Origin of the sequence: Mesorhizobium sp. 113-3-3, assembly GCF_016756495.1 — a bacterium.
GTDB lineage: Bacteria > Pseudomonadota > Alphaproteobacteria > Rhizobiales > Rhizobiaceae > Mesorhizobium.
Map to the genome: position 1 here is coordinate 70490 of NZ_AP023243.1, position 13833 is coordinate 84322.

Consider the following 13833-nt stretch of genomic DNA (forward strand, 5'->3'; position numbering starts at 1 on the left):
GCGGCAATTGATGGCGATGCTGCCCCGTCGCGATTTTCTCGCCCTCGGCGCCGCTGCCGCTGCCGCGGCCATGCTGCCGGGCCGAGCCTTCGCCGACATTGCGACCGGCGTGAAATTGCATGGGCTCTCCGCCTTCGGCGACCTCAAATACAAACCGGATTTTGCGCATTTCGACTATGTCAATCCGGACGCGCCCAAGGGCGGCCAGATGAATTTCACGCCGCCCAGCGCAACCCTCAACCAGAGTTTCCTGACCTTCAACACCCTGAATTTCCTGGTGTTGAAGGGGGAGGCGCCGCCGCGCGCCGAACTCTGTTTCGATTCCCTGATGACAAGCGCGCTCGATGAACCGGATGCGGTCTACGGCTTGCTGGCCGAGTCCGTCACCTTGTCGGCGGACCGCAATGGTTTCCGCTTCGTGCTTCGGCCGCAGGCGCGCTTCCATGACGGCTCGCCGCTGACCGCCGAAGACGTTGTCTTCGCGTTGAAGCTCTACAAGGACAAGGGCCACCCCAACCTCTCCAAGGCATTGCGGCACATGACCGACGCGGTCGCGGCCGATCCCGTCACCCTTGACCTGACCTTCAATGGCGAACAGTCGGCGCAAAACATCCTGGCGGTCGTGGGCATGCCGGTCGTGTCCAAGGCCTTTTATGCGGCCAATGAGTTCGATGCCTCGACCATGACACCGCCGCTTGGCTCGGGGCCCTACAAGATTGGACGCGTGGTCGCCGGACAGACCGTCGAATATGAGCGCGTCGCCGACTATTGGGGCCGCGATCTCCCGGTGAATCGCGGCCAGTACAATTTCGACCGCATCCGCATCGACTTCTATCTCGACCGGCAGGCGGCATTCGAGGCCTTCAAGAAAGGCGATACGCATTTTCGCGAGGAATTCACCTCGCGCGTATGGGCGACCGGATATGATTTTCCGGCGTTGAACGAGGGCAAGGTCGTCAAACGGGAATTTCCCGGCGAGAAGACGCCCGACATGCAGGGCGTCGCGCTGAACCAGCGCCGTCCGCAATTCCGCGATGAGCGCGTGCGACAGGCGATCGCTAACTGCTTCGATTTCGAATGGATGAAGCGCGCGCTGTTTTACGGCTCTTACGAGCGCTCGCAATCGAACTTCGAACGGTCGGACTACAAGGCCGAGGGCCTGCCCTCGCCAGGGGAATTGGCCCTGCTGGAGCCATTACGCGCCGATGTGCCGCCACAGGTCTTTGGCGAAGCGGTAACGCTGCCTCTCTCGGACGGTTCAGGTCATGACCGCAAGCTGCTGAGCGCGGCTTCGAAACTGCTTGCCGAAGCCGGCTGGAAACGCACGGGCAGTTTCGTCGTCAACGACAAGGGCGAAAGGCTGCGGGTGGAAATGCTGGCGGAGGACGATGGCATCGTTCGCATTTTCACCCCGTGGTCCGAAAACATGAAGGCGATCGGGATCGATGCTTCGATCCGGCAGGTCGATTCGGCGCAATATGAACAGCGGCAGAGTGATTTCGATTTCGACCTCAACCTCCTGCACTGGTCGATCGGCGCAACACCCACGGCCGATAGCCTGGAGATGCTCTACGATTCGCGGATGGCGAACACGCCGGGGCAGCGCAATTATCCGGGCACCCAAAGCAAGGCCATCGACGCGCTGATCGTCGCGGCCGGCAAGGCGCGCAGCCGAACAGACCTCGTCACCGCGCTCAGAGCGCTCGACCGGGTCTTGCGCGCGCGGCTAGACTGGATTCCAACATACTATCTGGCGAATCACCGCGTCGCCTATTGGGACATGTTCGGCTTCGTCGAGCAAAAGCCCGATTTCGGCTTTCCGGTCGAGACGCTGTGGTGGTTCGATAAGGGCAAGGCGGCAAAAATTGGCAAAGGCTGAGATATCGGTCCACAGAAGGCAGGAAGCCTGATGGGCGCCTATATACTGCGCCGCATCCTTTTGATGATCCCGACCCTGTTCGGCATCATGGCGATCTCCTTCGCCGTCATCCAGTTCGCGCCGGGCGGCCCGGTCGAGCAGGTGATCGCCAAGCTGACCAATCAGGGCGGCAGCGACCGCCTCGGCGGTGGCGGCGGCGATGCGGGCGGTTCCAATTTCGACGTCGCCGGCGACGTCAGTTCGAAATACCGCGGCGCGCAGGGCCTCGATCCGGAATTCATCAAGAAGCTGGAGAAGCAGTTCGGTTTCGACAAGCCGCCGCTCGAGCGCTTCGGCATGATGCTGTGGAACTATATCAGGTTCGATTTCGGCAACAGCTACTTCCGCGATATCTCGGTGCTCGACCTGATCCTGGAAAAGATGCCGGTGTCGATTTCGATCGGGCTCTGGATCACGCTGTTGTCCTATCTGATTTCCATCCCGCTCGGCATCCGCAAGGCGGTGAAGGACGGCACGCCTTTCGACGTCTGGACCAGCGGCGTCGTCATCGTCGGCTATGCCATTCCGGGCTTCCTGTTCGGCATCATGCTGATGGTGCTGTTCGCGGGCGGCTCCTTCTGGGACTGGTTTCCGCTACGCGGCATCGTCTCGGACAATTGGGACCAGTTGTCCTGGCCGGCCAAGATCGCCGACTATTTCTGGCACATGACCCTGCCGCTGACGGCGCTGGTGCTGTCGGCCTTCGCCACGACGACACTTTTGACCAAGAACTCGTTCCTGGAGGAAATCCGCAAGCAATATGTGGTGACGGCGCGCGCCAAGGGCCTGTCGGAGCGGCAGGTGCTCTACGGCCATGTCTTCCGCAATGCCATGCTGATCGTCATTGCCGGCTTCCCCGGCGCCTTCATCTCGGCCTTCTTCACCGGCTCGCTGCTGATCGAGAACATCTTTTCGCTCGATGGCCTCGGCCTGCTCGGCTTCCGCTCGGTGGTCGAGCGCGACTATCCGGTGGTGTTCGCCAATCTCTACATCTTCTCGCTTCTCGGCCTGTTCGTCGGATTGCTGTCCGACCTCATCTACACCTGGGTCGATCCGCGCATCGATTTCGAGCGGAGAGACGTCTGATGTCGGAGGCAAGCGTTACTGCCGGCGTGGTTCCGGGGCGGATGCCGCGGCCATTCCTGTCGCCGCTCAACAAGCGCCGCCTGCAGAATTTCAAGGCCAACAGGCGCGGCTACTGGTCGTTGTGGATTTTCCTCGTCCTGTTCGTGCTGTCGCTGTTCGCCGAATTCATCGCCAACGACAAGCCGATCATCGCCTCCTACAAGGGCGAGATCCTGTTTCCGGTGCTGGTCGCCTACCCCGAGGAAAAGTTCGGCGGCTTCTATGCCGTCACCGATTACCGCGACCCGGTGATCCAGGACGAGATCAACGCCAATGGCTGGATGATCTGGCCGCCGATCCGCTATTCCTATCAGACCGTCAACAACGCCATTCCGGAAGCGGCACCCGCCAAGCCGTCCTGGCAGTATGACGCCGCGAAGCGCTGCAACCAGTATCCGCAAGGGGCTGCCGATCCCGCCTGCATCGTCGGCAACTGGAACTGGCTCGGCACCGACGACCAGGCGCGCGATGTGCTGGCGCGCGTCATCTACGGCTTCCGCATCTCGGTGCTGTTCGGGCTGATCCTGACCGCCGGCTCAGCGCTGATCGGCGTCGGCGCCGGCGCCTTGCAGGGCTATTTCGGCGGCTGGACGGACCTGCTGTTCCAGCGCTTCATCGAAATCTGGTCGGCGATCCCGGTGCTCTATCTGCTGCTCATCGTCGCCGCCATCCTGCCGCCGGGCTTCTTCATCCTGCTCGGGCTGATGCTGCTGTTTTCCTGGGTGGCGCTGGTCGGCGTGGTGCGGGCCGAGTTCCTGCGCGCCCGCAATTTCGAATATGTCAACGCCGCCCGCGCGCTCGGCGTGCCCAACCGCACCATCATGTTCCGGCATTTGTTGCCCAACGCCATGGTGGCGACATTGACCTTCATGCCGTTCCTGCTCTCGGGTTCGATCTCGACGCTGACCTCGCTCGATTATCTGGGCTTCGGCCTGCCGCCGGGATCCGCCTCGCTCGGAGAATTGCTGAAGCAGGCGCAGCGCAACCTCAATGCGCCGTGGCTCGGCATTTCCGGCTTCGTCGTCATCTCGCTGATGCTGTCGCTGCTGGTCTTCGTCGGCGAAGCGACGCGCGACGCCTTCGATCCGCGCAAGACGTTCAAATGAGCGAAGCGCCTTTGCTCAGCGTCCAGGACCTCAGTGTCGCCTTCAGCCAGGGCGGCGGCCAGTCCGTCGCCGTCGACCACATCTCCTTCGATATCGCCAAGGGCGAGACAGTGGCGCTGGTCGGCGAGTCCGGCTCCGGCAAGTCGGTCTCCGCGCTGTCAGTTTTGAAACTCCTGCCCTACCCCAGCGCCAGCCATCCCTCCGGGAAAATCCTGTTCGAGGGCGCCGACCTGCTGGCGATGAGCGAGAAGCAGTTGCGACAGGTGCGCGGCAACAAGATCACCATGATCTTCCAGGAGCCGATGACCTCGCTCAATCCGCTGCACACGATCGAGCATCAGATCGTCGAGATCCTGAAGCTGCATCAGGGCATGGCCGACCGCGCGGCCAAGGCGCGCACGCTGGCGCTGCTCAACGAGGTCGGCATCCGCGACCCGCAGAAGCGGCTCGATGCCTATCCGCACCAGCTGTCCGGCGGCCAGCGCCAGCGCGTCATGATCGCCATGGCGCTCGCCAACGAACCGGAACTGTTGATCGCCGACGAGCCGACGACGGCCCTCGACGTCACCGTGCAGGCGCAGATCCTCGAACTGCTGGCGGGCCTCAAGAGCCGCAAGGGCATGTCGATGCTGTTCATCACCCATGATCTGGGCATCGTGCGCAAGATCGCCGACCGGGTCTGCGTGATGACCAAGGGCAAGATCGTCGAGACCGGACCGACCAGGGAGATCTTCGCCAACCCGCAGCACCCCTATACGCGGCATCTGCTGGCGGCCGAACCGAAAGGCAAGCCGCCGGCCGCCAACGCCGACGCCAAGCCGGTCATGACCGGCAAGGACATCAAGGTCTGGTTCCCGATCAAGCAAGGCTTCTTCCGCCGCACGGTCGACCATGTGAAGGCGGTCGACGGCATCGATGTCACCGTGCGCGCCGGCCAGACGCTGGGCGTGGTCGGCGAGTCCGGTTCCGGCAAGACGACGCTCGGCCTGGCGCTGGCGCGCATGATCTCGTCGACGGGAACCATCCAGTTCAACGGCCGCGACATCAACCAGCTCACCTTCAACGCCATGCGGCCGCTCCGGCGCGAATTGCAGATCGTCTTCCAGGATCCGTTCGGTTCGCTCAGCCCGCGCATGTCGATCGCCGAGATCATCGAGGAAGGACTAAAGATCCACGAGCCGAAGCTGTCGCCCGATGAACGCGACGACAAGGTTGCCGACGTGCTGAAGGAGGTCGGCCTCGATCCGGCGACCCGCAACCGCTATCCGCACGAGTTTTCCGGCGGCCAGCGCCAGCGTGTGGCGATCGCACGCGCCATGGTGCTCAACCCGCGCTTCGTCATGCTCGACGAGCCGACATCGGCGCTCGACATGAGCGTGCAGGCGCAGGTCGTCGACCTCTTGCGCAATCTGCAGGCCAAGCACGACCTCGCTTATCTGTTCATCAGCCATGACCTCAAGGTCATCCGGGCGCTTGCCAATGACGTCATCGTCATGCGCAATGGCCAGATCGTCGAAGCCGGCCCCTCCCAGCAGATTTTTGAAAATCCGCAAACCGACTATACTCGGGCACTGATCTCGGCCGCCTTCAAGATAGAGACGGCGCCGGTCGGCATCGTCAGCGAGTAATTTGCGTAAGAGGGATTAGACGAACCGCGATGGAAAAAGGCCGCATCCTGCTTGCCGTCACCGGCTTTCATCCGCAGCGCTGGCGCGAGCTGCTGTCGGCCGAGCGCGAGGTGGTGCTGGAGCCGGACGGCGCCAAGGATCCGTCGATCACCTATGCGGTGGTGTGGAAGCAGAAGCCCAATTTGTTGTCGTCGCTGCCCAATCTGCGCGCCATCTTCTCGATCGGCGCCGGTGTCGACCATATCTTCGCCGATCCCGGCCTGCCCGACGTGCCGATCGTCAAGGTCGTCGCCGACAACCTCACGCAATACATGACCGAATATGTCGTCTGGCGGGTGCTCGATCATCATCGCCAGGGCCTGCTCTACCGGCAGCAGCAGCAGAAAAAGATCTGGCACGAGCCGCAGCAGCGGCCGGCCGGCGACATATCCGTCGGCATTATGGGCCTCGGCAATCTCGGCCGCGCCGCGGCTTCGGTGCTCTTGTCGCTCGGCTTCGCGGTCAATGGCTGGTCGCGCTCCGAGCGGCCGATGCAAGGGGTGGCGACCTATTCCAGCGAAGCCGGGTTGATCCCCTTCCTCAAGGCGACCGACATCCTCGTCGTGCTTCTGCCGCTGACGCCGGACACGCAAGGCATCATCAATTACGGTGTGCTCAAGGAATTGCGCAAGCGCAACGGCCTCGGCGGTTCGGTGCTGATCAATGCCGGACGCGGCCGCCTGCAGAAGGATGCCGACATCGTGCGGGCGCTGGACGACGGCACGCTGAAGGAGGCGAGCCTCGACGTGTTCGAGGTCGAGCCCCTGCCGAAGACCAGCCCGCTGTGGAACCATCCGAAAGTGTTCGTGACGCCGCACGCGGCCGCGACCTCGGATCCCATGCACCTGGTGCCGTCGATGCTGCGCCAGATGGACGCTTTCGAGCGTGGCGAAAAGCTCGAGAATCTGGTGGATCGCAAGGCCGGATACTGACCAGGAATACTATCTGGCCAGATCCCACTGCCGGAAGCGTTGCTTGATTGCTTGCACCGTGGACAGCTGCAGCTTCGGCAGGTCGAGCTCGTCGAACATCGCCTGGTATCTCCGGCGGTTCTTCGGCGTGGTCACGGCAATATGGTGGATCATGTCCCATTTGACGCTGTCGCGCCCGCCCTCCAGGGCTCCGCGTCTGTTCTTCTCGAACCAGCTTCGCCTGAAGTAACGCAGCAAGCTTGCCGGCGTGGAGATGTCCAGCAGGATCACTCCCGTCGCCCGCCGGAAACGTTGCGGCATGCAGATCGAGTAATTTCCGTCCATCACCCAGCGCTCGCCGGCGATCGCGGCATCATGCAAGGCGATGAAATCGGCCTTTGGACGCGGCTGCCAGTCGGTGTTGGGCAGATGATGAAGCAGATCGAGGTGAACGGGCTCCAGGCCACGCTTGCGGGCAATCGCGTCGGCGAGCGTCGACTTGCCGCTGTTGGACGGCCCCAGGATGCAGATGCGGTCGCCAAGGTCCGAGAGTTTCATCCGACAGTGCCCTTATGCGGATGCAGAACGCCGTCCACGACGAATTGCCGACCTATAGCGTGTCCTCAACTGGGCAAAGCGAATTTCTTCTTCTGATTGTCCGGCTTGCCGCAGTCGCGGCGCGCGATCGACCGGTTCATGGCGTCGATCTCGCCCGCCGCCTTGTCGCTGTCGCGCTTGGCCTTGGAGCGCATGTCGGGCGTGAACGGACCGAAACCCATGGCGGGATTGGAGAAGGTCGGCTTCGCGGTCACCGGAAGGCTGTATTGCTGCGCCAGGCCATTGCGCTGCGCCAGCAACTGATCGCACGGCACGGTGTCGTATTGCAGGGAGGATTCTACGTTGGCGTCCTGCCGCTCGGACATCGAATTGCCGACGCAGCCGGCCGTTGCCAGGCAAGATGCCAAGATCATCATGTTCCAGCGCATCCGATATGCTCCTCCTCCTGTCCCGCCCTGATGCGACCAGATCGCAAATATCAGTGGCGCACGCAAATCGGACTTTTTCGCAGCAGGCCGTGGCAGCACTACCGCAAGATGATCCTGCACACGCTTCAAACGGCGTGAGGCTTCCACGCCACAACGCCCAGCCCTTTGACAGGCTCGCGGCGATCCTGCCGGATGGTGGTCGGCTCCAGCGCCAGGATCGTAAGCCCTTTGGCCTCGAGTGTCCGCCTGACATAGAATTCCGAATGGGCGTAACGCCGCGAGGTCTGCAGCGCGAAATCACCTTCGCCCGCCAGGGTCTCGACGGAGAAGGCAAACAGGCCACCCTCGGCGAGCAGGCCAGCCACCGTGCCCACCAGGCCGTCGAGCGCGCCGATGTAGATCAGGACATCGGCCGATGTCACCAGATCGGGCTTTTCGCCTTGGTGGGAAAATCGCTGCAGATCCGCTTTTGTCAGCGTGTCGTAGATGCCTTTCGACCGTGCCTTCTTCAGCATCCTGGCCGAGATATCGACCCCTTCCAGCCGGTCGACAATCGGCCTCAACCTCTCGCCCATCAGCCCGGTGCCGCAGCCCAGATCGAGCGCCAGGCGGAAGCGGCCCGGCTTTGCCTTGCGAATCATGTGCTCGAGGAATTCGGGCAACCGGTAATCGAGCTTGCCGACCAGCATCTCCTCGAACGTCTCGGCATAGTGGTCGAACAGCGCTTCGACAAAGGCGCTGGGTGGGGCTGCGGCAACCGCACCCTTGCCGATCAGCTGCAGTTTGAGGGCCGCGCCCTGGCGATCGGCCGGATCGAGTTTCACCGACATCGCCCAGGCCTGCGCCGCCAGGTCGAGCCTGCCGGAAGCCTCCTGAATTTCGCCGAGGCGGAACCAGCCCATTGCCCATTCCGGCGCCAGCTCCAATGCGCCGAGCAGCAGCTCGGCCGCCGCCGTGTGATCGCCGGAGGCAACGAGCATCTCGGCATAGTCGGCACGGCGATCGGCGTTCAAATCGCCTGATGAGGTCTGGAGCGGCTTCATGATGATGGTTCCGCCGGCGGAGGCCGGACCGCCACCTCTGTAGAGCAAAGGATGCGGAAGCTGAACCGAATTGCGCGTCCTTTGCCCAGGAGAGTCAGCAGTCTGCGACCACAGGCTTCCCGCGGCGGAATTATATCCTATCTTGGAAACCATGCGCGCCAGCGACCTGCTTCATCCCCGGCCCGAGGGCCTTTACTGCCCGCCGGGCGATTTCTTCATCGACCCGGTGCGGCCCGTGAACCGGGCGCTGATCACGCACGGCCATTCCGACCATGCGCGTTCCGGCCACCGCTCGGTGCTGGCGACGCAGCAGACGCTCGACATTATGGGCCTGCGCTATGGCGAGGACTTTGCCGGAACGACCCAGGCCGCACGGCTCGGCGAGACGATCGCGCTCGGCGGCGTCAGCATCAGCTTCCATCCGGCCGGCCATGTGCTGGGTTCGGCGCAGATATCGGTCGAGCATCAGGGCATGCGCATCGTCGCCTCCGGCGACTACAAGAGGCGCAGGGACGCGACCTGCGCGCCGTTCGAGCCGATCCGCTGCGACGTGTTCATCACCGAGGCGACATTCGGCCTTCCGGTGTTTCGCCATCCGCCCGACACGGAAGAGATCGCCCGCCTGCTGAAGTCGGCGGCGCAGTTTCCCGAACGCTCGCATCTGGTCGGCGCCTATGCGCTGGGCAAGGCGCAGCGAGTGATGCGGCTGCTGCGCGATGCCGGCTACGACAGGCCGCTCTACATCCATGGCGCGCTGGCCAGGCTCAGCGCGTACTATCAGAGCCAGGGCATCGACCTGGGTATCCTCGAACCGGCAACGGTCGAGGGCGGCAAGGATGACTTCACAGGCGCAATCGTCGTCGGCCCGCCATCGGCCTTCGCCGACCGCTGGGCGCGGCGCTTTCCCGATCCGATCTCATGTTTCGCGTCGGGCTGGATGCGCATCCGCCAGCGCGCCAAGCAAGGCGGCGTCGAACTGCCCCTGATCATCTCGGACCATGCCGACTGGGACGAACTCATCGCCACCATCAAGGAGACCGGCGCCGAGGAAATCTGGGTGACGCATGGCCGCGAGGAAGCCCTGGTGCGCTGGTGCGAACTGGAAGGCATTGCCGCGCGGCCGCTGCATCTGGTGGGCTATGAGGATGAAGGCGATTGACCCGGCTAGTTTGCTTCTGTCACCTTCACCCGCGTGATGATGGATTTCTCATAGAAGATATCCACCTCGGTATACTGTCCTTTCCTGGCAGGCTTCCGGTATGCCACCTTCCGGTAGGCGACATCGTCGGTGCCAACGTCGCCTTTTTTTACGATCGTCAGATCGAGCATCAGAATTGCCGGATTGATACCTTGTGGAACCGTCATTTTCAGTTTCGGAACCAGATTTCCTGCTCTTGTTTCGACTTCGCCTGTGACATGAATCGCCGGCGATGCTCCCGGCATAACATTGATCCAGGCTTTCCATTTGCGATTTGCAGGTGCTGCCATGTTTTTACCTCCCAGGTTAAAGACACGCGGTATCATATCTTATCGAGACCTCGACCGCGAGATGTTGCGTTAACTGGTGATTTGGTTTTCTCATGAACCGCTTCGCCGAACTTCTCGACCGCCTGGTGCTGACGCCGTCGCGCAACGGCAAGCTGACGCTGCTGGTCGATTACTTCCGAACCGTCGAGGATCCGGACCGCGGGTTGGCGCTGGCCGCCATCACCGGTGACCTTACAATAGCCGCGGTCAAGCCGGCGATGCTGCGCATGCTGGTCACCGAACGCATGGACCCGGTGCTGTTCGGCTATTCCTACGACTATGTCGGCGACCTCGCCGAGACCGTGTCACTGGTCTGGCCGCAGACGCCGGGCAAGATCCCCAACCGCGAGCCGACGCTCGGCGAGGTCGTGGCAAAATTGCAGGCGGCAAGCCGCTCCGACGGGCCGAAGGTGCTGACGAGCCTGCTGGACAGCGCCGGCATCTCGGCGCGCTTCGCCATCATCAAGCTGGTCACCGGCGGCCTGCGCATCGGCGTCTCGGCACGGCTGGCCAAACAGGCGCTGGCGGATTTCGGCAAGGTCGAGGTCGCCGAGATCGAGGAGCTCTGGCACGGGCTGTCGCCGCCCTACACGGCGCTGTTCGCCTGGCTGGAAGGCAAGGCCGAAAAACCCCGGAATACGGCATTGGCGCTGTTCCGCCCGGTGATGCTGTCGAACCCGGTTGGCGACGGCGATCTCGAAAAACTCGATCCGGCGGATTACGCGGCCGAATGGAAATGGGACGGCATCCGCGTCCAGGCGGCGGCGGAAGGCGGCATCCGCCGGCTCTATTCGCGCACCGGCGACGATGTCTCCGGCGCCTTCCCCGACCTCGCCGACGCCATGCATTTTTCCGCGACGCTGGACGGCGAGTTGCTGGTCGGCGACCCGCGGGAGGCGACCGGGACCTTCTCGGACCTGCAGCAGCGGCTGAACCGCAAGACGGTGACGCCGAAGATGCAGCAGCAATATCCGGCCTTCATGCGCTGCTACGACCTGCTTCAGCTCGGCGACGAAGACCTTCGCGCATTGCCGTTCCGGGAACGCCGCAGCTGCCTCGAAGCCTTCGTGAAAACGCTCGACCCCAGCCGTTTCGACCTGTCGCCCTTCGTCGCCTTCGCGGACTGGCGGGCGCTGGAAGAACTGCGTCGCGCGCCGCCGCACCCGATCATCGAGGGCGTGATGCTGAAGCGCTGGGATTCGCCCTATGTCGCCGGACGGCCGAAAGGCCCGTGGTTCAAATGGAAGCGCGATCCGCACACGGTGGACGCGGTGCTGATGTATGCCCAGCGCGGCCATGGCAAGCGCTCGAGTTTTTACTCCGACTACACGTTCGGCGTCTGGTCCGGCGCCGAGGGTGAGGAGGAACTCGTGCCGGTCGGCAAGGCCTATTTCGGCTTCACCGACGAGGAACTGAAGCAGATCGACAAATATGTCCGGGACAACACGGTCGAGCGTTTCGGGCCGGTGCGGTCGGTGCGGGCCGACCGCGACAATGGGCTGGTGCTGGAAGTCGCCTTCGAGGGGCTCAACCGCTCGACGCGGCACAAATCCGGCGTCGCCATGCGCTTTCCCCGCATTTCACGGCTGCGCTGGGACAAACCGGCCAACGAGGCCGACCGCATCGAGACGCTGCAGGCATTGCTCGATCGCTAAAATCCTACTGCTCGATCGAGACGCGGATCTCGTAGATGTCGACCGCCTTGCCCTGCTTGTCGAAATCGGAATTGACGGCGATGGTTCCGGCCGAGCCCGGATGCTTGGCGGGGAACTGCACGTCGAACAGATATTCGTTGCGCTGCTGGCCGACCGCGTAGCGCTTGCGGCCGCAGTCGCCGAGTTCGCCGAAATTGCAGTCGACCGAGATCTGCGTGTCCTTGCCGTCCTCGGCACGCGCGATGATGTCGAACACGGCGTGCTTGCCGGCGAGCTTCTCCAGCACGCCCTGCCCGACATCGAAGGCGATCGCCGAACCGGAGGGGCCGGACTGGATGCGCAGGAACGACCCGGTGTCGTCCTTCATCACCGAGGCCTTGGCGTCCGACGGGGCGGCGACATGTGTCGGGTCTGCCGGCGAGAACACATTGATCCAGTTGCGCGACTGGTCCGCCGCACCAGGCTTGGCCGGCGCGTTGGCGCCGTCGGCCGGGGTGAAATCGTCGTCCTCGACGGTTGGCGGCGCTTCGGGCGGCGCCGTGTCGAGTTGCGCCGCCGTCTTGAACACGCCGGTCTGGAAGGCGAAGAAACCGCCGATGCCGATCGCCGCAAGCAGGGTCACGGTGAAGAAGATGGCGGTCAGCGGCAGGCGGCGCCCGCGAATGCGCCGTTCATCGCGATCGGGCGCCACTTCCGTGGCGACACCCGAAGCAGCGGGAGCGGACATGTCTATGGCCGGCACGCCGGGAAGGGTCGCGTCCGGCATGATATCGGGGACGACCGGCAGCACGCGCGAGCGCGGCGCATCGGAGGCGGGCTGCGCGGGGCCGTCGACGGTGACGGCGGGCGATGGCGCCTTGTCGCCGATCTCGATGGCGGGCGCCGCGATGGCCGCGGGCTCGGCCGCCGGTGCGTCGACCTCCAGGCCCACATCCGGCACCGCCGGCAGGAACTCCGATTCGATTTCGGTGATCGTCGCCTGGATCGCCTTGCGGCGCTTGATGGCGACCTCCACGGTCACGCCGGGATTGGCCTGGAGCGCACGGTCGAGCGCGGCAAAGGCCGACCGATAGACCTTCTCGCGGAACGCGCGGTCCTCGGCATTGCCCTTTTCCAAGGCGTTCCGGATCGCTTTTTCGATCGCGTCCACGCGGATCCCTCTGCAAATTGCCCCAATCTTCCCTGATGGTTAGCGGTAGGCGACCAATCAATCAACGGGCGGGCGGCCGCATTCTGCCTCGACGGGCCATCCAAAGTCCATCTTGGCGGTATTCCGGCAAACAAAATCGGCTCAGGCCGGGGATTCTCGCACGCCGGGCTGCGCGAACCCTTGTTTCGATCGCGGCGGGCGCCTGTGCATGATTTGGCAAGTGGCATCTTGAATTCGCGGCCGGTTGAGTCTATCACCCAGCCCATCTTGGAGGCCTCGGCCTCCCGGGCCGCTTTAGCTCAGTTGGTAGAGCACATCATTCGTAATGATGGGGTCAGGTGTTCGAGTCACCTAAGCGGCACCATTTTTTTCCCCTCCCGTCGTCCTCTCATATGCGCCTGCACCACCTGTGCAGGGGATCCCGCCAAGCCCTCCATATCCACCATTGTCGCGACTCGTCTTTGGTGGGAAACTCGTGGGCCTCAGCATGGGAGGTCCAAAATGCCCAACACTTTCAAGACCGGAGACGTCGTCAAGCTGAAGTCGGGAGGGCCGAAGATGACGGTCAGCGACGGCGCCGCTTCCGGCATGTATCTGTGCCACTGGTTCAACCGCGAGGGCGATGTCTGGATTCCGCAACATGCGGGATTCAAACCGGACCAACTGGTGGCCGCCGACCCATCGGCATAGCTCCCGCCCGTTCGCCAGGGGCGGTGGCCGGCCGGCGTGGACGACGCCGGACGGG

Annotated in this window: 13 protein-coding genes and 1 tRNA gene; 9 read left to right on the forward strand and 5 right to left on the reverse strand. The window is 63.4% G+C overall.

The window, feature by feature from the left end; translation table 11 throughout:
• The first annotated feature begins 10 nt into the window (after positions 1–10).
• From JG746_RS00350 to JG746_RS00370, 5 genes are read left to right on the forward strand one after another with little or no spacing between them, the layout of a single operon-like run.
• Positions 11–1879 carry an extracellular solute-binding protein gene (locus JG746_RS00350; protein WP_202356372.1) on the forward strand — a complete coding sequence of 623 codons (1869 nt, stop codon included), beginning with the start codon at positions 11–13 and terminating at the stop codon, positions 1877–1879.
• A 30-nt stretch (positions 1880–1909) separates the two neighbouring features.
• Positions 1910–3004 (forward strand): microcin C ABC transporter permease YejB, encoded by a 1095-nt coding sequence (locus JG746_RS00355; RefSeq protein ID WP_202356373.1) that lies wholly within the window; start codon positions 1910–1912, stop codon positions 3002–3004.
• Positions 3004–4149, forward strand: a complete 1146-nt coding sequence (locus tag JG746_RS00360) for an ABC transporter permease (RefSeq protein WP_202356374.1) — start codon at positions 3004–3006, stop codon at positions 4147–4149. The genes JG746_RS00355 and JG746_RS00360 overlap by 1 nt, the downstream gene beginning before the upstream one ends.
• The gene (locus tag JG746_RS00365; protein ID WP_202356375.1) at positions 4146–5777 is read left to right on the forward strand and encodes an ABC transporter ATP-binding protein; all 1632 of its coding nucleotides are present in this window, start codon (positions 4146–4148) and stop codon (positions 5775–5777) included. The genes JG746_RS00360 and JG746_RS00365 overlap by 4 nt, the downstream gene beginning before the upstream one ends.
• Before the next feature lie 29 nt (positions 5778–5806).
• Complete coding sequence (locus JG746_RS00370; RefSeq protein WP_202356376.1) at positions 5807–6748, forward strand: 2-hydroxyacid dehydrogenase; 942 nt, start codon at positions 5807–5809, stop codon at positions 6746–6748.
• Between the two features lie 9 nt (positions 6749–6757).
• Here JG746_RS00370 and JG746_RS00375 read toward each other — a convergent pair whose 3' ends face one another.
• From JG746_RS00375 to JG746_RS00385, 3 genes are all read right to left on the reverse strand, one after another.
• On the reverse strand, positions 6758–7285 hold the full coding sequence (locus JG746_RS00375) for an AAA family ATPase (RefSeq protein WP_202356377.1): 528 nt from the start codon (positions 7283–7285) through the stop codon (positions 6758–6760).
• Between the two features lie 65 nt (positions 7286–7350).
• The gene (locus tag JG746_RS00380; RefSeq protein WP_244730622.1) at positions 7351–7860 is read right to left on the reverse strand and encodes a hypothetical protein; all 510 of its coding nucleotides are present in this window, start codon (positions 7858–7860) and stop codon (positions 7351–7353) included.
• Entirely contained in the window at positions 7839–8756 is a 918-nt protein-coding gene (locus tag JG746_RS00385) for a class I SAM-dependent DNA methyltransferase (protein WP_202356378.1), read from the reverse strand. The genes JG746_RS00380 and JG746_RS00385 overlap by 22 nt, the downstream gene beginning before the upstream one ends.
• Positions 8757–8907: 151 nt before the next feature.
• On the opposite strand from JG746_RS00385, the gene JG746_RS00390 reads away from it, so the two are divergent.
• Positions 8908–9915, forward strand: a complete 1008-nt coding sequence (locus JG746_RS00390; protein ID WP_202356379.1) for a ligase-associated DNA damage response exonuclease — start codon at positions 8908–8910, stop codon at positions 9913–9915.
• 5 nt (positions 9916–9920) lie between these two features.
• Here JG746_RS00390 and JG746_RS00395 read toward each other — a convergent pair whose 3' ends face one another.
• Entirely contained in the window at positions 9921–10244 is a 324-nt protein-coding gene (locus JG746_RS00395) for a hypothetical protein (protein WP_202356380.1), read from the reverse strand.
• Between the two features lie 92 nt (positions 10245–10336).
• Between JG746_RS00395 and JG746_RS00400 the strand changes: the two genes are divergently transcribed.
• Entirely contained in the window at positions 10337–11938 is a 1602-nt protein-coding gene (locus JG746_RS00400) for a cisplatin damage response ATP-dependent DNA ligase (RefSeq protein WP_202356381.1), read from the forward strand.
• Between the two features lie 4 nt (positions 11939–11942).
• Here JG746_RS00400 and JG746_RS00405 read toward each other — a convergent pair whose 3' ends face one another.
• The gene (locus tag JG746_RS00405; RefSeq protein WP_202356382.1) at positions 11943–13088 is read right to left on the reverse strand and encodes a hypothetical protein; all 1146 of its coding nucleotides are present in this window, start codon (positions 13086–13088) and stop codon (positions 11943–11945) included.
• 288 nt (positions 13089–13376) lie between these two features.
• Here JG746_RS00405 and JG746_RS00410 point away from each other — a divergent pair.
• Positions 13377–13452: transfer RNA gene (locus tag JG746_RS00410), tRNA-Thr, on the forward strand.
• 137 nt (positions 13453–13589) lie between these two features.
• Complete coding sequence (locus JG746_RS00415; RefSeq protein ID WP_019863018.1) at positions 13590–13778, forward strand: YodC family protein; 189 nt, start codon at positions 13590–13592, stop codon at positions 13776–13778.
• The last annotated feature ends 55 nt before the right edge of the window (positions 13779–13833 follow it).